14 protein-coding genes and 1 pseudogene are annotated in these 17946 nt (G+C 74.9%); 7 read left to right on the top strand and 8 right to left on the bottom strand.

Annotated features, from left to right (window positions below; all coding sequences use genetic code 11):
- The 3 genes and pseudogenes from FRAQA3DRAFT_RS34345 to FRAQA3DRAFT_RS30655 all read right to left on the bottom strand — a co-directional run.
- Positions 1–1555: pseudogene (locus FRAQA3DRAFT_RS34345) on the bottom strand (hypothetical protein); the annotation flags it as partial.
- The gene (locus tag FRAQA3DRAFT_RS30650; protein WP_009742941.1) at positions 1548–2468 is read right to left on the bottom strand and encodes a hypothetical protein; all 921 of its coding nucleotides are present in this window, start codon (positions 2466–2468) and stop codon (positions 1548–1550) included. The pseudogene FRAQA3DRAFT_RS34345 and the gene FRAQA3DRAFT_RS30650, both read right to left, overlap by 8 nt.
- The gene (locus tag FRAQA3DRAFT_RS30655) at positions 2465–4102 is read right to left on the bottom strand and encodes a hypothetical protein (RefSeq protein ID WP_009742942.1); all 1638 of its coding nucleotides are present in this window, start codon (positions 4100–4102) and stop codon (positions 2465–2467) included. The genes FRAQA3DRAFT_RS30650 and FRAQA3DRAFT_RS30655 overlap by 4 nt, the downstream gene beginning before the upstream one ends.
- A 667-nt stretch (positions 4103–4769) precedes the next feature.
- On the opposite strand from FRAQA3DRAFT_RS30655, the gene FRAQA3DRAFT_RS30660 reads away from it, so the two are divergent.
- The 4 genes from FRAQA3DRAFT_RS30660 (at position 4770) to FRAQA3DRAFT_RS30675 (ending at position 8101) form a co-directional block, all read left to right on the top strand.
- On the top strand, positions 4770–5642 hold the full coding sequence (locus FRAQA3DRAFT_RS30660; protein ID WP_232291829.1) for a PaaI family thioesterase: 873 nt from the start codon (positions 4770–4772) through the stop codon (positions 5640–5642).
- A gap of 54 nt (positions 5643–5696) precedes the next feature.
- The gene (locus FRAQA3DRAFT_RS30665) at positions 5697–6758 is read left to right on the top strand and encodes an MBL fold metallo-hydrolase (protein ID WP_009742944.1); all 1062 of its coding nucleotides are present in this window, start codon (positions 5697–5699) and stop codon (positions 6756–6758) included.
- A gap of 121 nt (positions 6759–6879) precedes the next feature.
- Positions 6880–7461, top strand: coding sequence for a TerD family protein (locus FRAQA3DRAFT_RS30670; protein ID WP_009742945.1), 582 nt, complete (start codon positions 6880–6882; stop codon positions 7459–7461).
- A gap of 76 nt (positions 7462–7537) precedes the next feature.
- The gene (locus FRAQA3DRAFT_RS30675; RefSeq protein WP_009742946.1) at positions 7538–8101 is read left to right on the top strand and encodes a DUF1990 family protein; all 564 of its coding nucleotides are present in this window, start codon (positions 7538–7540) and stop codon (positions 8099–8101) included.
- A gap of 104 nt (positions 8102–8205) precedes the next feature.
- Here FRAQA3DRAFT_RS30675 and FRAQA3DRAFT_RS30680 read toward each other — a convergent pair whose 3' ends face one another.
- Both FRAQA3DRAFT_RS30680 and FRAQA3DRAFT_RS30685 read right to left on the bottom strand, forming a co-directional pair.
- On the bottom strand, positions 8206–8523 hold the full coding sequence (locus FRAQA3DRAFT_RS30680) for a type II toxin-antitoxin system RelE/ParE family toxin (protein ID WP_009742947.1): 318 nt from the start codon (positions 8521–8523) through the stop codon (positions 8206–8208).
- Positions 8524–8678: 155 nt separating this feature from the next.
- On the bottom strand, positions 8679–9362 hold the full coding sequence (locus FRAQA3DRAFT_RS30685) for an HAD family phosphatase (protein ID WP_009742948.1): 684 nt from the start codon (positions 9360–9362) through the stop codon (positions 8679–8681).
- A gap of 112 nt (positions 9363–9474) precedes the next feature.
- Between FRAQA3DRAFT_RS30685 and FRAQA3DRAFT_RS30690 the strand changes: the two genes are divergently transcribed.
- Positions 9475–9897, top strand: a complete 423-nt coding sequence (locus FRAQA3DRAFT_RS30690; RefSeq protein WP_009742949.1) for a CoA-binding protein — start codon at positions 9475–9477, stop codon at positions 9895–9897.
- Between the two features lie 5 nt (positions 9898–9902).
- On the opposite strand, the gene FRAQA3DRAFT_RS30695 is transcribed toward FRAQA3DRAFT_RS30690, so the two are convergent.
- Both FRAQA3DRAFT_RS30695 and FRAQA3DRAFT_RS30700 read right to left on the bottom strand, forming a co-directional pair.
- Positions 9903–11864 carry a hypothetical protein gene (locus FRAQA3DRAFT_RS30695; RefSeq protein WP_009742950.1) on the bottom strand — a complete coding sequence of 654 codons (1962 nt, stop codon included), beginning with the start codon at positions 11862–11864 and terminating at the stop codon, positions 9903–9905.
- An 18-nt stretch (positions 11865–11882) separates the two neighbouring features.
- Entirely contained in the window at positions 11883–13223 is a 1341-nt protein-coding gene (locus tag FRAQA3DRAFT_RS30700; protein ID WP_009742951.1) for a glycosyltransferase family 2 protein, read from the bottom strand.
- A gap of 576 nt (positions 13224–13799) precedes the next feature.
- Here FRAQA3DRAFT_RS30700 and FRAQA3DRAFT_RS33940 point away from each other — a divergent pair.
- Positions 13800–13985 (top strand): DUF5999 family protein, encoded by a 186-nt coding sequence (locus FRAQA3DRAFT_RS33940; RefSeq protein WP_051054513.1) that lies wholly within the window; start codon positions 13800–13802, stop codon positions 13983–13985.
- 347 nt (positions 13986–14332) lie between these two features.
- Positions 14333–15841 (top strand): bifunctional phosphatase PAP2/diacylglycerol kinase family protein, encoded by a 1509-nt coding sequence (locus tag FRAQA3DRAFT_RS30710; RefSeq protein WP_157468815.1) that lies wholly within the window; start codon positions 14333–14335, stop codon positions 15839–15841.
- Between the two features lie 39 nt (positions 15842–15880).
- Here FRAQA3DRAFT_RS30710 and FRAQA3DRAFT_RS30715 read toward each other — a convergent pair whose 3' ends face one another.
- Positions 15881–16717: a hypothetical protein gene (locus tag FRAQA3DRAFT_RS30715; RefSeq protein ID WP_009742954.1), complete on the bottom strand. Its 837-nt coding sequence runs from the start codon at positions 16715–16717 to the stop codon at positions 15881–15883.
- Positions 16718–17946: the final 1229 nt, after the last annotated feature.

Genomic DNA, 17946 nt, shown 5'->3' on the forward strand with positions numbered 1-17946 from the left:
TGGCGCGGCGGTCGGCGCGGTCGGCCGCGGCGGCGTGCCGGTCGTGCTCGCTGGCCTCGGCCTCTGCCTGGCGGGCCGCCTCGGTGGAGGCCGCGGCCAGCCGGTGCAGGCCGAGCAGCAGGGCCCGCGCGGCCCCGTCGCGGTCGGCCAGCGCCGGCGCGGCGACGTCCTCGGCCTCGGCGACGAGGCTGGTCAGCCGCTCCGCCTCGGCGGACGCCGCCGCGAGGCGAAGCGCGTCCTCGGTCGCCCGCCAGGCGTCGATTTCGGCGGCTGCCGCGCGGGCGTCGGCGACGAGCCGGTCCCGCTCCCGCTCGGCGACGGCGAGGCGCAGCTCGGCGATCCGCCGGCGCAGCGCGAGAACGGCGCCGTGCCGGCGCGCCCGGGCCTCGTCGGCGTCGCGTTCGGCGTCGCGGGCGGCCTGCACCTGGGCGGCGAGCCCGTCCAGGGCCGCGGCGTCGCGGCGCACCCTCGCCCGCACGCCGTCGTGCAGGTCCGCGATCCGGGCCCGGGTGTCCGCGTAGCCCGCGCCGGCGGTGGCGCGCCGCTCGACCGCCTCCACCAGCGGGGCGAGCCGCGCCAGCGCCCCCGCGACGAACTCCCGCTCGGCGCCGAGCGCGGCCCGCTCGGCGAGCTTGGTCGCGTAGCCGTCGACGACGTCGGCGATGCCCGCCGGGTCCTCGGGCGGGGTGACGGCGCGCAGCAGAAAGTCGACGAACTGCTCGTCGGAGCCGAACGAGAACGCCTCGGCCGCCTCGCCCTCGCCGGCGTTCATCGCCCGCTGGTACCGGAACAGCTCCGGATCGAGGCCGAGGGCGTCCAGGTGCTCCCGCCAGGCGCCCTGATGCGTCTCCCAGGTCAGGTCGAGCGCCGGGTCGGCCGCGTGGGCGTCGTGGAGCCGGCCCCGCAACCCGGCGAGGGTGACCTGGCGGCCCTCGGCGGTCAGCGGCAGGGAGGTGATCTCCAGCCCGCCGCCCGGGCGGAAGGAGTACCAGGCCTCGGTGAGCCGGGTGGCGTCGGCGCCGCCGCGGCCGCGCCACTCGCTGACCTTGCCGGTCACCACCCGGTGCCCGGTCACCGCGTGCTGCCACTCGCAGGCGACGTGACCGCAGTCGCCGGGCAGGACGAAGTTGTCCAGCACCCGCCCGTTGGAGGTGCCGACGACCTGCCGCCGGCCCGGCAGCACCACCGAGAAGATCAGTTTGATCAGGACGCTCTTGCCGCCGCCGTTCTCCAGGAACAGCACGGAGGCGGGGGAGGGGCGTCGCGGCCGGGCCGGACTGCCGGGCACGGCCATCGCGCCCGCTGCGGCCCCCGCGCCCATTGCCACCCCCGCGCCCGCCGCGCGCATCGCCGCGCCTGCGCCCACCGCGGCCGCCGGGGACGGGTCGCCGGGGACGCCGGCATCGCCGCGCTGGCGGGGCGCGGTCGGGAACAGGGCGTGCTGGCGCGGGCCGGCGACCGGGGCGCCCACCCCGGAGAAGTCCAGCAGCACGTCGCCGAAACGGGCGCCCGGCGGCCCGATCGAGTGCAGCCGCACCCGCGACAGCTCATACATCCGCGGCCTCCCCGGCCGGCGCAGCCTCCAGCAGGGCCGGCTCGTCGACGAGGACCCGCACGCTGCCGGCGCCGTCGGTGACCGTGACCACGCCGAGGGCCAGCAGCTCCTCGAACGCCGCGTCCGCGGCCAGCTCGCGGACCTGGACCTGATAGCGGGGCGTGGTCCGATACGTGCCGCCGGCCTCGTCGCCGACCGGGACGAGGCAGCCCGACTCGACGAGGAAGTTCATCGCCCGGGCGATGATTCCCGTCGTCGACCCGGCGAGGCGGCGCGCGTCGCGGGTGGTGCCGGTCGAGGTGCGCCGGGCGTAGAGGCGCCAGGCGGCCTCCAGCTGCGGCGCGTCGACCGGCGGATCGACGTTCAGGTCGTCGGCGGCGGTGCGTTCGGCCAGCAGCCGGCAGGTCTCCCGGACGAAGGCGTCGACGCCGTGCACGCTGACCCGCCCGACGTAGGAGGCGTCGGCGAGGTCGGCCGGCCGCGGGTAGGCGAGCGCGGCGACGGCGAGCTGGGCGAGGGCGTGCAGCAGCCGGTCGGCCGCGCGGTGCTCGCCGCCGGCCCGGCGGGCGTAGTCACCGATCCGGACGGCGAAGGCCGAGTCCTCGGCGCCGGCCGGGACCAGGCCCGCCCGCTCGGAGACGTCGAGCACGACCAGCCCGAGGCCGGCGGCGATCGCCCGGGTCAGCGCGGCGAACTCGGCCTCCCGCAGGTAACGCCGGACCAGGTCGCGGTAGTCGAGGTCACGTGCCGGTACCAGCCGGGACCGCAGGCCGAACGACACCAGCCGGGCCGCGTCGTGGGCGCCGGCGCGCCGCCGCTCGGCCTCCCGCGTGCCGTCGATCAGGCTGCGGTCGAACGGGTCACCCACACCGGTCGGCGAGCCCCCGACGCCCGCGTCAGGTTCCTCGCTCATCGCGACCTCCCGCCCGCCGGCGCCGCCACGCCACCCGTCGCCTCCAGTTCCGTCAGGATTGATGTGATACCAGCCGGGTCCGACGATTCCGCCGCGCCGTGCGGATCCCCGAGCGCCGCGCCGTCCGCCGTGGCCGCCGTCGCGCTGGCCGCGGCGACGATCCGGGCCCGGCCGACGAGCAGGTCGGCGCCGCCGAACTCCGGATCGTCGAGCGCCGTGCCGTCGTCGACGGCGACCGTGAGGGTGGTCTCGCCCGCCTGCCGGGATGCGTCGACGCGCGGGTTCACCGCGTGCAGGGCCAGCAGCGCGACGAGTTCGGCGACGTCCCGGTCGCCCCGGCGGCGGGCGTCGGCGAGCAGGGCCGACAGCCGGCGCGGTGCGGCCGGGTCGAGGTCGAGCAGTCCGAGCGCGCGGGCCCAGGTCTCGTCGTCGAACCGCGCCGGCTCCGCCAGTGTCACCAGCTCGGCCTCGACCACCTCGGCGCCGAGCGTGTCACGTTCCACCGGCGGGCGCAGCAGCAGGTCGACCAGGTCGAGTACCCGGGGGGCGCGGGGCGTGCGCACGCCGACCGCACCGGGGAAGAACGCCGCCGCCGGGCGCTGTGCGTCCCCGGCGGCCAGCGCCAGCGTCGGCACCAGCAGCTGGGCATGCAGATCGACGCCACCGCGCGCCGGCGTGACGGCGAACTGCTGGCGGTCCTGCTCGGCACGGAACACGGCGCCCGCCTCCAGCAGCCGGGCCTGGAGCTGGGTGTGCCGGCGGATGCAGTCCCCGACGATCGCGACCAGGTCGGCGGCCTGGCGTTTGTGGTCGGCGTCGTCGGCGGAGTCGCGGTAGCGGCGGATGTGGGTGAGGATCGCGTTCTCGTACCGGTAGCGCTGCTCGACGTGGTGCAGGGCCTCGTCGACGAGGGCGGGCATCGCGTGCAGCCAGTCGACGGCCAGGACGTTGCGCCGCGTCGCGTCGAGGTGGCGGCGCAGCTGCTCGGCGTACTGCACGGTGCGGTAGCGGGCCGCCTCCGCGGCGCTGCGGGCGTCGGCGAGCCGGCCGCGGCGGATGAGCGTGTCGAGGGCGACCTCGGCGGCGACCTGCGCCGAGGTGATGTCGGTGTCCAACGCTCCGACCAGCACGGTCACCGCCTCGTCGGTGGCCCGCAGGTAGATCTCCCCGTGCGGGTCGGCGAACTCGACGAGCAGCTTGAAGTCGAAGCGGCGCCGTTCGTAGCGGCCGTCGGCGTGCAGGGTGCCGTAACCCGCCTCGAAGCCCCGGTTGACGTTGCCGACGTTGATGAGGTTGTGCAGCACCCAGGACGCCACCCGTTCGTGCTCGGCGGCCGGGCGGTCGGGCGCCTGGGCGGCGGCGAGCGGGACCAGGCGGCGGCAGACCTGGTCGTGGTCCGCGCCGCGGTCGAAGTCCATCGCCACGGTGACCTGGTCGATCGCATGCAGGCCGAGTTCGGCCATCGCGTAGACGGAGAAGTCCGCGCCGTCCAGACGGGCCTTGCGCACGTCGAGATCGTGCAGCGGCTGCGTCAGCGCGAGCGCCTTGAGCCGGCGGATCATCCCGACGTCGCCGACGAGGCCGACCGCGGTGGGCAGCCGGTCCGGACCGGTGGTCGACGCGGGCTGGATCATCGGTCCGACCATAGTGGTTGGCGGGGATCGGGCCGCCCACCACCCGGCCGCGGCCCCCGGATGGTGGCACGACGGGGGGAGCGGGGCGGCAAGCTGCGGTGGCCAACCGTCGACCGGATTCCGGTGTGGCGCCATTTCAGTGCACTCTGTTGACCGGTGTGACGTCGGGGGCGCACGATCGGCCGGGTACGGAAGATCCAGGGTGATCTCGCTCACGAAGCGCGCCCCCGTCGGGGCGCGGGCTTGGCCGGCCGGCGTCATGAGGGAGCAACGTGCCGGTAGTGCAGGACTTTCCTGGGTTCTCGGTGCCCTGGCGGTGGCGGTCGAGGGCCTGTGGACCCAGGCCGGAGCGGCGTACCCCACGTGATCCGGGTGGGCTGTCGAGCGACCGTCAACAGGCCGGTGGGGTATTCTCAACTCGGTTCCACCGCGTGGCTGAGGCGTCACCACGATGAACGTTCGGCGCGGACGGGATCGACCGGGGGTGCGCGTACACCCGACGAGGGGTGGCGCAGGCCCGCCGGGCACCAGGTGGTGCCCGTTCTCCCTTTCCTCCAACCGCGGCGCGGCGGGTGGGGTGGGCGGGGCATTGGCGGCGGCGCCGTACGGCCGTCCCGGGCGTGGGGTGACCGACGAGACGACGCGCCGCCAGGCGCCGAGGAAACGGGTGGACGACGCCGTGGACGCTGCTCTGGAGGAGCTTGGGTTGCCGCGCCAGGTCGCTGCGCAGGCGCGGCCGGCCCGGGAGGAGCCGGCACCGCCCGCGGACGGCCTGGCGGCCCAGCGAGACGCGGCCGCCCAGCTCGGCGCGGCCCTGCGCGCGTTGACCGACGCCTCCGTGCGGACGCTGGCGCCGACCGCGACCCTGCTCGACGTCGCCGCCCGGATCGCCGAGTGTCTGCCCGCGCTGACCGCCGAACAGCGCGACGTCGGTGCACCCGCGCCGCTGGACGACCCGGCCGCGAAGCTGTGGCTCTACAACCCGGTCATCGGGCGGGCCAACCCGATCGCGCCCTGGCTCGAGACCACATTGGTAGACGGGGTCCTCACCGGCCGTGCCACCCTCGGCCTGCCTTACCAGGGGCCGCGCGGCTACCTGCACGGCGGGGTGAGCGCCATGATGCTCGACCAGGTCCTGGGCGACGTCGTCAGCGCGAGTGGCCGGTCCGGCCTGACGGTCTCCCTGTCCACCCGCTACCGCGGGCCGATCCCGCTGCTGGCGCCGCTGCTCGTCGTCGGCCGGGTCGTCGAGGTCGCCGACCGGAAGATCACCGCGGCCGGCACGATCGCGCTGGAGTCCGAACCCGACCGGCCCCTGGTCGAGGGCGTCGGCATCTTCGTCGTGCCCCGTCCGGACCAGGCCGCCCGCCTGTTCGGCGCGTTCGGCGCCTCGGCCCCCGACACCCCAGGCGCGCCGGACATCCCAGGCGCGCCGGACATCCCAGGCGCGCCGGACATCCCAGGCGCGCCGGACACCCCAGGTACGCCCGGCACAGTCCCCGCACTCGCCGGCCCCCCGAACCCGCCGTCGACCACCTGACCCTTGGAGGAACGACGACCATGACCACGCCCGACGCATGACCACGCCCGACGCATGACCACGCCCGACGTCGGACGGCGTCCCTCCGCACCCGTGCAGCGCGACGCCGGCACCCGGCCCGTGCGCTGGCGCCGCCCGCTGCCGCCGGTGGAGCAGGTACGGCCGGGGCTGTGGAGCATCCCGCTCCCGCTGCCCTGGGCGAAGCCGGCCCACGTGTCCGTCTACGTGTTCGAGACCGCCGACGGCCCCTACCTGATCGACGCCGGCTGGGACTCCGACGACGCCTTCGCGGCCTTGGAGGCCGGGTTGGACACGGTCGGGACCTCGGTCGCTGAGGTTCAGGGGGTCGTCGTCACCCACGCCCATCTCGATCACTTCGGGATGGCGGGCCGGATCCGGGAGGCGTCCGGCGCCTGGGTGTCGCTGCACCCGCTGGACAACGCGATCCTGAGCCAGTTCGAGAACGGCTTCGCCACGCGGATCCCGGGGCTGATGGCCCGCGCCGGCGCCCCGGCCGAGATGACCGAGCATCTGGTCAAGGGCACCCAGGCGGCCGTACGCCGGATTCCGCGCCCGGATGTCCTGATCGAGGACGGTGGGCGACCGGACATCCCCGGGTGGGAGCTGCGCGCGCTGTGGACTCCCGGCCATTCGCCGGGACACCTGTGCTTCTGGGAGCCGGCCAACCGGCTGCTGCTGTCCGGCGACCACGTGCTGCCGTCGACGGTGGTCGGCACCCCCGAACCCGACGAGTCCCATCCCGACCCGCTCGGTGACCACCTGCGCGCGCTCGCCCGGCTGCGCGGGCTGGACGCCGCGGAGGTCCTGCCGGCGCACGAGCACCGGTTCACCGGCCTGGAACACCGCCTCGCCGAGATCGACGCGGTGCACCGGGGCCGGCTTGCCGAGGTGCTCGTGGGCCTGCGCGCTGGTGCGAGCACCGTCTGGGAAATCGCCGACCACGTGACCTGGCACCGCCCGTTTCGCAACCTGCGCGGCGTGGCGCTGCAGAACGCCGTCACCGACACCTTCGGGTGCCTCGCCGCCCTGGTGGCGACCGGCGCCGCCCGCGTCGACGACGGCGCACCCGCCCGCTGGCGGCTCGCCGACGCGTAGGCCGCCGCGGCCGTCCGCCGGCCGTCCTCGGCCGTGGCTGCCACCGCTCGACTCCGGCGGAGGCGGGGATGTCGGGCCGCACCCATTCGGGTCGTTCCCTGGTGGTAATAAGGTGTGGGACATGACGTCCGTGTCGCTGTCCAAGGGCGGGAATGTCTCGCTGAGCAAGGTCGCTCCCAACCTCACGGCTGTGACCATAGGGCTGGGCTGGAAGGTGCGGCAGACCAGCGGTGCCGACTACGACCTCGACGCCAGCGCGATCGTCGTCAGCGAGGCCGGCCGGGTGCTCTCCGACGGCTACTTCGTCTTCTTCAACAACCTGGTCAGCCCCGACGGCGGGGTCAAGCACCTCGGCGACAACCTCGTCGGCGGCGGTGGCGGCGACGACGAGCAGATCAACGTCGACCTGCGGACGCTGACCCCGCAGGCGGCAAAGGTCGTCTTCGCGGTGTCGATCTACGATGCGGACACCCGCCGGCAGACCTTCGGCCAGATCCGCGACGCCTTCATCCGGGTCACCGACGCCACGACCGGTGCCGAGGTGGCCCGCTACGACCTCACCGAGGATGCCTCCACCGAGACCGCGATGATCTTCGGTGAGCTGTACCGCTACGGCGGCGAGTGGAAGTTCCGCGCCGTCGGCCAGGGCTACGCCTCCGGGCTGCGCGGAATCGCCCTGGACTTCGGCGTCAACGTCTCCTGACCTCCTCTGGCGGCCTCGCTCTGCTGAGCGACCTCCTCCTTTCCGGATCCGTCCCCGGGTCGGCGATCCTGTGAGGATGCGTCTGATCGTCGCGGGACGGTTGGAGCGCGAGTTGGCCCGCTACCGGGAGGCGGAGCTGACCTACCCTGAGCGTGGGGCGACGGCCGGCAGCCTGCCTGCCGGCTATCGGCATCTGCGGTGTCGCAGGTTGCTGGGCCACGGACGGCCCGTGCTCGATGCCGCCGCTGCGTTGATCATGAGCTGGCGGATGCATCGGCACGCCGGCCTCAGGCTGGCGGCGACTGCTTCCGGGGCGGACGTCGGGGCGACCGTGGTGATGTGCGCGGGCTGGGGACGGGTCGGCGTACTGGCTGCCTGCCGGGTCGTGTGGGCGCTCGACGAGGACGACCGCCGCGGTTTCGCCTACGGGACTCTGCCTGATCATCCAGAGGTCGGCGAGGAGGCCTTCGTTGTCGAGCGCGACGCCGGCAATGCCGTCTGGCTGGGCATCACAGCCTTCAGCCGCCCCGACGGACTCCTGCCACTGCTGGCCGGCCCTGCGGGCCGAAGAGCGCAGGACATGATGACCAGTCGTTACGCCCGCGTGGTACGAGACGCGACGGGCCTTGCGGAGCGCTGAGCCGAGCAGCGCGATCGCTCACACCACCGCATCAACGATCTCGCTTCCCCCCGACCCGCCGGCCTTGCCCCCGTGCCGGCGGTGGCTGGCGGCAGTGACGCAGGTCAGATGCGGCGCCAGCCGGTGGCGGGGCTGGCGTTGCCGATGGTGGGCACGATCCGGGTGCGGGAACCGCGCGGCGCGACGACCATGACCCGCACCGTCCGGGTGTTCGCGTCGATCCGGTAGAGGATGCGCCAGGTCCGGCCGCTGGCCTCGTGCATGCCGACCTGCTCGCCGGGAATCGGGGTGCCGGCCTTGCGTGGATCGTCGCGTAGCTTGCCGTCGAGGAACCGGCGGACCTCGCCGCGGGTGAGCTCGGCGAGCTTGGCCAGGTCCCGTTCGGCCGAGGCGGAGAGGGTGACCTCGTGCTTGTCGCTCACCGCCGACCACCCGTCCTGCCGGCCGAGCGCGGCCGGGGCCGTCCCGCGCGGGAGGAGACGACTTCCGCGTTGTCCACATGGTGATCCTATGCGTCCGCCCGTCCCGCGGCCCCCGCTTCGCGCCACCCCTCCGCTTCGCGCCACCGCCCCCGGTCTCAGCCGGCGGTACGCGCTCGCCGCTCGTCAGCGGCGGCCTGGACGACGGCGGGGGTGAGCTCCGCGGTGGTGGCCACCCGGGCCGAGGCCAGGCGCAGGGCGTCCTCGTCGGGTGGGAAATGCGGGTTCGGCACGGCGATGACCGCCATCCCGGCGGCTGCGGCGGCGCGCAGCCCGTTCGTGGAGTCCTCCACCGCCACGCAGTCGCCGGCCGGCACGCCGAGCCGCCGGGCGGCCTCCAGGTACACGTCCGGCGCCGGCTTGCCGCGCGCGACCTCCTCCGAGGAGACGACGGCGCCGAACAGCCCGGCCAGGCCCGTGTGCGCGAGGACGAGCTCGATGAGCATCCGGGCGGAGGAGCTCGCCAGGCCCAGCGGGTGCAGCGCGGCGAGCGCGCGCACGGCGTCGACGGCGCCGGGCAGCAGCGGCGGAGCCGAGCCGTAGCGGTCGGCGACGCGCCGCAGGACCTCCCCGGCGATGTCCTCCGGCGACCCGGGCACCCCGAGCTCGGCCAGGTAGCCGGACCATTCGGCGGTGCTCATCCCCATCATCCGGCTGGTGCTGTCCGCCTCCCAGCGCCCGCCCCGCTCGGCCACGTAGGCGCGCCGGACGTCGTCCCACACCTGCTCGGAGTCGATCAGGACGCCGTCGAGGTCGAAGACGACCGCCGCGACCTCACTCATCGGACGCCCCCCGGTCTGGTCGACGGTGCCGGAGGCCGACGATACCCGGGGGCCATCCCCTCGCCTCCACCCGACTGGATGACACGAGCCGTCGCCACTGTTGTTCACAGGCATGCGCTACGGAGACGACGACACGATCCGTCATCTGCTCGCCGACACCGAGGTGTGGGCGGTCGTCGGGCTGTCCAACGACACCCGGCGGACCGCGTTCGGCATCGCGGACTACCTGCGCCGAAACGGCAAGAGGGTGGTGCCGGTCCACCCCTCGGCGCCGGTGGTCGCGGGGGAGCAGGGGTACGCGACGCTGAGCGAGATCCCGTTCGCCGTCGACGTCGTCGACCTGTTCGTCCGTTCGGAGCTTGCCGGGCCGGTGGTCGACGAGGCCGTGAAGATCGGCGCGAAGGGCGTCTGGCTCCAGCTCGGCGTCCGCGACGACGCGGCCGCAGTCCGCGCCGGTGAAGCCGGCCTGGACGTCGTGATGGACACCTGCCCGGCCATGGAGGCCCCCCGCCTCGGCCTCGACTGGACCCGCTGAACCGGTCAGCGCCGGTGCCGGCGCCGGACCGTGGTGCCCGTCGTCGCATCGCCGGGGCCGGTGGGTCGGGTTGCCGGTCCAGCCGGGGCAGAGCGGTCCTGGGCGGCGCGGCGTGATCCCGACGGCCCGGTCAGCGCAGACTTGGTCAGGGAAGGCCCGGTCAGCGCGGGTTCCGGCACGGCGGGAGCCCACAGCGAGGCGCGGGTGATCTCGTCCGGCGCCCGGCGGGAACGGCCCACCAGGACGAGCCGACGGGTCGCCAGCGCCGCGGCGGGCGGGAGCAGCACGAGCACGGGCAGCAGATAGCGGTAGTCGAAGCAGACCGTCGCCGCCGGCACCACGAGGATCATGGCGCCGGCCGCCGCGAGCAGGGCCGTGTCGGCGCGCAGCCGCCGGTGCTCGACCGTCTGGTCGTGCCAGCGTCGCCGGGCCCAGGCACCGCGCAGGCCCAGCCGCGGGGCGCGGCGCCGGGCCGGCATCGCGATCGCGACGACGGCGAGCAGCAGCAGCGCGGCCAGCACCGGACCGGGGGTGAAGCCGTACCGCTGGTACCCGCGCAGGAAGCCGGCGGCCGACTCGTGCACCTCGCGCTTCGGCGTGTCGCCATGCAGGCCCAGCAGCGGTTCGCCGTTGTGCAGGTAGCGGGGCTCGTCCCCGGTGGGGAAGCGCCAGGTGGCGTCGGGCCAGTCCCGGTGCCCGATCGGCCGGCCCGGGCGGAAGTAGTGGACGAGCTCCCCGCCGACCATGCGGACGTAGTCGCCGAACTGGTGGCGGATGACCTGGTGGGTGAAGTCGCGCAGCAGCGCGTCCCGTGCGTCCCGTGCGTCCCGTGCGTCGGCGGGCACAGGCAGCCGCCAGTGCGGGCTGTTGGCGTTCCACACGTAGTAGCTGGGGTCCGGCCGCTCGTCGACGGGATGCGGGGAGCACAGCACGAGCTGCGGCCGACTCAGGTGCAGCCGGTCGCAGTCGGCGATCGGCGCCACCCGGCCGTACATCCACACCGCGTCGCCGCCGGTGAGCGCGTACTTCCCGTGGGTTCCGTGGAACCAGTTCGCGTAGGCGGCGAGCGGCACGGCCAGGGTGACGGCGAAGGTCGCGAAGCGAAGCCACCCGACCCGGCGAAGCAGCAGGTAACCGACGACCAGCACGGCGATGGCCACGCCGATCGTGCGGACCAGGCCGGCGCCGGCGAGCAGCAGCCCGGCGAGCCCGCAGGCCCCTACCGACGGGCGGGGCGACCAGGTCAGGGCGATGATCGCGGCGACCAGTAGCACCGCGAACAGCGTCTCGGCCATCACGTAGTGCTCGATGACCAGCTCGTACGCGTCGAGCAGAACAGGCGCTGCGGCGAGCGCCGCGATCGGCGCCGCGACCCGCCGGTGCACCAACAGCACGTAGATGGCCACGCCCAGCGCCAGGCCCGCCACGTGCTGGACGACGGTGATCCACCAGAGGTCGTCGGTGAACGACAGCAGCCGCAGGAACGTCGGGTAGCCCGCCGGGCGCATCCGGTCGGGGGCCTTCAGCGTCGACAGGCGTAGATAGGCGTAGGAGTCGCCGTAGAACTCGAACGCCGGCCGGTAGGCGTAGGCGGTGACCGCCCGCAGCGCCACGCCCGCGGCGAGCAGGACCGCGAACGGCAGGTGCCGGACCGGCCGGCGGCCGCGGCGCGGCGGCGGCTGGTCCCCGGCACCGTCGCCGAGGATGACCGGAGCGTCGGGCGACGTCGGTTCACCCGCCGCGCGGCCCGCGTCGCCGGAACCGTGCGGATCGTCCCGGCCGTCCTCGTCGCCGCGATGGCCGGGCTCGTCGAGCCGGTCCGGCTCGACGGGGTAGACGGGGTCGTCCGGGCGATCCGGCTCGACGGGGTAGACGGGGTCGTCGGGGCCCGTAGCCGTAGCCGCGGGCGGGGAGCCGCCGTCTCGATCAGGGGGCGGCGGGAACACGTGCCTGCCCAGGACGACCATCGTCGATGTCCGCCGTTCTCAGAACCCGACGGCCTCGGCCGGGTGCTCCTGCGTCTCGTAGTGCATGCCGACCAGCGGAGCGCCGCCGGGCGGATCGCCGGGCGCCCGCATCGCCGAGCGGGCGGTGGCGCGCCGATGCCCGCCGCTGGGCCCCGCGGTCAGCAGCCGCAGGAAGAACGAGCCGAAGGCGGTCTGCGCGCCGAGCACCATCAGCGTCATCGCGAGCAGCGCCGGCCGCATCTCGTTCAGCGGCCCGAGATCGTTCGCGAGCCACCGCACGAGCACCACCACGTCGACCACGAATCCGACCGTGAACAGCCCGGTCCCGAGCGCCAGGCCGCGTTCGAGGGTGAACACCCGGTGGACCAACGGCAGCGGCCAGCGGCGGCGTTCCTGCCAGCCGACCGCGTGGTTGTGGACGTCCGCGCAGACGCCAAGCAGCACCAGCTGCCAGCCGAGCAGCGCCAGCAGCGCGAACAGGATCGAGAAGTGCAGGTCCAGCCGGTGGAAGCCGAGGTCCAGCGAGCCGGGCAGCAGGACCGCCTGGCCGACGAGCCCGAGCGCCAGCAGCACCAGGCCCGGCAGGACGAACAGGTACCGCGGCGCGAGCAGCAGCATGAACCGCAGATGGCGCCAGCCGTCGCGCAGCGAGTGCAGCTTGGAGTCACCCACCCGCGGGTGGTAGGTGATCGGTACCTCCTCGATGCGCAGCCCGGCGCGCCCGGCGGCGATGACCAGCTCGCTGGCCAGCTCCATCCCCTCGCAGCGCAGCCGCATCCGCAGGTAGGCCTCGCGACTGAACGCGCGCATCCCCGAGTGGGCGTCGGAGGAGCGCACGTCGAACAGGCGGTTGAGGATGCCGGTGAGCACCGGGTTGCCGACGTAGCGGTGCAGCCAGGGCATGGCACCGGGCAGGATCTTCCCGGCGAAGCGGGAGCCGAGCACGTAGTCCGCCCGCCCGGCGCGCAGCGGGGCGAGCAGCGCGGAGAGATCGGAGAAGTCGTAGGAGTCGTCGGCGTCGCCCATCACGATCAGCCGGCCCTTCGCGGCGGCGAAGCCGGCCAGGTAGGCGTTGCCGTAGCCGCGCCGCGTCTCGTGCACGACCCGGGCGCCCGCCTCCTGGGCGATCTCGGCCGACCGGTCCGTCGAGCCGTTGTCGACGACGACGACCTCGCCGACGGCGTCCGCGGCGGCGAGCCCGGCAAGGGCCTTGCGCACGCACACGCCGACCGAGTCCTGCTCGTTGAGGCACGGCATCACGACCGAGACCTCGAACGCCTGCCCCCGCGCACGGGGTGTCCCGCCGGTGGCGGGAGTTCCCCCGACGGTGCCGGCGCCGGTGCCCGTGGCACCCTCCATCGTCCGTACCCCCTTTATGGCCGGGCGTGCCCGCGACCGTCCACCGGTGGCTGTCCGTGACGGGAGTTGGATGACCGCTCGCCGGCTTGCCGGCGCCAATCAAGCAGGTGGACGCATCGGCGGGACCGACGTGAGCCATTCTGGCGGTCGGTGCCACGGATCGCTCGGCCGCAGTCCCGTAACTTACCGATCTGCTCGCAGGGTCCTGTTACCGGTATCCACCTGCGGACACCTCGTGGTCTGTCCGGCTGGTTCCAGATGTGCGCCGCGTGGCTCCTGTGCTGGTCAGGGCTGGTCAGGACGCGCCCCGCGGCCGGGCCCGCACCGCGGCGCGCCAGACACGTCGGGCCTTCACGCGCGCCTCGGTGTGACGCTTCTTACGGGGAGGCGTAACGTCTGGTGCCCGTGCAAGCTGTTCGCGTTTCAGACGAGGTGCCGACGCTCCCTGCGCCGACCGACGACCCAGACGCTTCCTACGCTTCCGCGGCCTCCCGCGCGCTTTCCCCGCCGCGGCGTGGCTGCCCCCATTCCCCGCCCTGCCCCGCGGCGGACGGTGCCGACCGAGACGCCGCGCGGGTGACCAACCAGCACTGGGACCAGGGTTGGAGCCTGCTGTGCAACGGGGTGATCCTGTTCGACGACACCGGTGAGATTCTGCCCACCGGCCGTACGATCGAGCCGCGGCGCGCCCTGCCGCGGGTGGCCTGCGCCCCGCGGCCCCCGGCGCCGCGGCGGGCGAGCCAGGCCCCCGTCCCGGTCTGACCGGCCTCGCCGGGCTCGCCGGCGCCGCGACGAGAGCGGCCCGCCGGGCGTGTGGTGGCCGCCCGCGGCCGGCGTGTCGCGGCCCGGGGCCTGTGAGGTTCGTCCAGATTGATCCGACGGCCCCGCGGGCGGGTACGGTGCCGGGCGTGACGGCGAGATCGGCGGGCGGGTCCGTGCGGGGGAATGTCGAGTCAGCGCGGGGAAGTGCCCCGCGGGGTGGCGTGGTGAGCGGGTCCAGGGGTGGGCGGCCTCGCCTGGTCGACCGGTGGCTGGCGGAGGTGCCCCGCGGGTCCGGGGCCGGCCTGCCGCCGGCGACGAGTCCGGTCGGGCGCCGGGCCCGCCTGCTCATGCGCCGCGACATCGCCCTCGGCCGTACCTTCATGCAGGCGTTCACCCGGGCGGACCGCTCGCTGTTCACCGCGCTTGCCGGCGGGCGCCCGCTGCTCGACCCGGTCCTGCCGCGGCTGTCGCACGCCGCCGACCACGGCCTGCTGTGGTGGGGCGTGGCGGGGGCGCTGGGGGCCACCAAGGGCCGGCGCCGCCCGGCCGCCGCCCGCGGCCTGCTCGGCCTCGGCGCCGCCAGCGTCCTGGCCAATGGCCCGGCCAAGCTGGTGTTCCGCCGTGACCGGCCGCCCACGCACGGCATCCCGCCGCTGCGCCGGCTCTCTCGCGACCTGACGACCTTCTCGTTCCCCTCCGGGCACGCCGCGTCCGCCGCCGCCTTCGCGACCGGGGTCGCTCTCGACGCGCCCGGGGCGGCGGTACCGGTGGCAGCCCTCGCCGCCACCGTGGCGTTCTCCCGGGTGTACGTCGGGGTGCACTATCCCGGGGACGTGGCCGCGGGGATCCTGCTGGGCATCGGCGCGGGCCTGCTCACGACGAAGGTGATGCCGCGCCGGCCGTGGGTACCGGCCCGGGCGAGCCCGGCGTCGGCCTGGGCGCCCGCCCTGCCCGAAGGGGAGGGCCTCACCGTCGTCGTCAACGCGCGCTCCGGCCCGGGCAACCACACCGATCTGCTCGCCGTGCTCCGCGCCGACCTGCCGCGGGCGGAGGTCGTCGAGGTCGGGCCGGCCGACGACATGGCCACCGCCCTGACCACCGCCGCGGCGAAGTCGAGGGTGCTGGGCATCGCCGGCGGCGACGGAAGCATCAACGCCGCCGCGCAGGTGGCGCTGGCCCGCGGCATGCCGCTGGCGGTCTTCCCGGCGGGCACGCTCAACCACTTCGCCGCCGACCTGGGCCTGGTCGGCGCCGGCGACTCGGTGCAGGCGATCCTCGAGGGTTCGGCGGTCGCCGTCGACCTCGGCCGGGCCGACGGCATCTCCGCGGTGTTCGACCGGTTCTCCCGGATCTTCGTGAACACCGCGAGTCTGGGCGGCTACCCCGACATGGTGGCCGTGCGCGAACGGTTCGAGCGGCGCATCGGCAAGTGGCCCGCGATGATCATTGCGCTGTGCTGGGTGCTGCGCCACGAGCCGCCGTTCGACGTGGAGATCGACTCGGAGCGCCGCCGGGTCTGGCTGATCTTCGTTGGCAACGGGGTGTACCGCCCCGACGGCTTCGCGCCGACCTACCGCAACCGGCTCGACGAGAGCCTGCTCGACCTGCGGGTCGTTGACGCGTCGGCGCCGCTGGCCCGGCTGCGGCTGGTCGGGGCCGTCCTCACCGGCCGTCTCGGCCGCAGCCGGGTGTACGAGCAGCGCACGGTGGAACGGGTCCTGATCTCCTCCCGCCAGCCCGGGCCCCTGCCCTTCGCCTGTGACGGCGAGGTCACCGAGGGGGTGGAGCGGATCGTGATCACCCCGAGCGGCGCCCGGCTGATCGTCTACCGCCCGCGCCGCCCCGGCGACGGCTGATGCCCGGCGCCCGACGCCCGGCGGCTGCTGCCGAGGAGCTCAGCCGCCGCGGTGCTGGAGCGGGATGAGCGTGTGCAGCGGGCGGGTGAGCTGCGTGAACTGGCCGGCGTCGAGGAGGTCCTCGACGAGCAGCGCGCAGGCCAGGTCGGCGCACAGCTCCATGACCCGGTGATCCTCGCTGGAGTCGGTGGCGGCGCGCTGGCCGCGGCAGTCCGGGCACAGCCGCCAGAACCCTTCGGCGGCGCTGCGGCGCACGAGCGTCCACACCCGGCGCCGGCCGGTCACCACGGCGCTGGCGAACGCGGCGTCCATGGCCTGCTGGTGGGCGGAGTCGTCCCGGGTCAGGGCGCTGACCAGCAGCCCGTCGAAGACCTCCAGGCTGTCCGGGTCGTGGCAGCGACCGGCGAGGACCGGTAGCGCGGCGAGGACCCGCTTGACGTCCGCGGCGGCCGGGCCGAGGTCCGGCTCGTGCGACCGCGCCCGCGGGTAGACCGTGCGCCAGGGCCGCATGAGCGCGGCGTACTCGGCGCGGCCGAGGATGGGCCGGGCGTAGGAGGCGGCGACGGCGTCGCGCATCGCGCGCAGCGCGGTGGCCGCCACCGACGGCTCGACGGTGACGTAGTCGGCGCCGGCGAGGTCGTCGGCGTAGATCGCGCTCAGCGCGTCGAAGGCGGCCAGCACCTCGACGATCAGCGGCGAGTCGGGGGCCAGCGACTTGTCCCGGGCGGCGGCCAGGTAGCCGGAGTTGCGCCAGGCGGCGGCGAGCGAGCCGAGCTCGGCGTCGGTGGTGTGCACGAGCTGGGCGAGGATGCCGAGGATGCCCCGCAGGTTGGGATGCTCTTCCAGCCGTTCGATGCGGCGGGCTCGAAGGATCATGCTACCCGCCCGTCTCTGGCGGGAGCCCCGGCGCGCACGGATCGCCGCGGGGTCACCGCGAGCCTGCCCGGCCACGGCGCGGATGGTGCCACCGTGGGTGTGGGGGTCGTCGTGACACCGTTCACCTCGTCCTCCTCGACCGTCGCGGCCTGCGCCGGGCAGCCGTCGTCCGAATCCGTGCGGGTGAACCGGCCGGACGTCCCGTCGCCGGCCGGATCGTGGGCGGCGCGACGGATGCGGCGACCGTACCTGATCACTTCATGGTCCCGCGTTCCAGGCAGGCCACATCTCGTCGCTCTCCGACACCGTAGCTGCGCGGGGCGGCGTGCGCGGGGAGTGCCGCCTGCGTGGGGTCCGCGGTGTTGTACGCCGCGTCGCCGATCTCCCGATGTCACCTCCGTGAGACTAGTGTTTGCGGCCCCGATGTGGAACTCGTTGTGCCATTAGGCAGGGCATGACGGTGCCGGCACGACGGTGCCAATACGGGCGCAGGACGGATCGGCATGGCTGCCGGGGGCGGTTTGGCACGTCGGTGTCGGCCGTCATGGTCACTTAGGGTAACGATGGTGCCGGTGGGTCGCGGCGCGTGCCGCCGGAGCCCGCCAAGGTGAGGCTCGTGACACCACGGTCGGGCGGGTGCCCGCCGGTCCCGCCCGGATCGGCCGGGGCCCGCTCGGGCGGCGTTTTCCCTGCGAGTGCCGGCACGGGCGGGTGGTGTCGGCTGCGCCGGCGGCTCCTGCGTGCCGATGCCCGCGGCGGTGATGGCGCCGGTGCGGGCCGCCCGGATCGGCCGGGGCGCCGGTGCGGGCCCGCACGGTCGGCCGGCGGCACGGGTGGGCGGGGCCGCGGCGACGGTACCTCCGTGCGGGGGTGGGACCGGGGGTACCGCGGCGCACCGCGTCCGTCCGATGGTGGCGCCCCCGCCGGGGTGGACCGGGGGTGCCCGGACGGACGGCAGCCGCCGCGCCGTCTCCCCCTGACGGGTGGGATCGGGAGATACCCCGACGCGGTCCCGCGGCCGAAGGCGCAGCTCGCGAGGGGTGTGATCGCCGGTCGCCGGGAGCCGAGGCCGCCCGGTGTGGCGTTCGGTGGCGGGCGGGCCCACACGCGCCGGTCCGGCGATGGTGGTGACCCGCTCCGGGAAGGCCGTCGGGCCCGGGTCGAACGACCTGGGGCAGGTCATTCGTCCCGGGCCCGTCGTGGGTCAGCCGGCGTCGTGGGTCAGCCGG

Source organism: Frankia sp. QA3 (assembly GCF_000262465.1).
GTDB lineage: Bacteria > Actinomycetota > Actinomycetes > Frankiales > Frankiaceae > Frankia.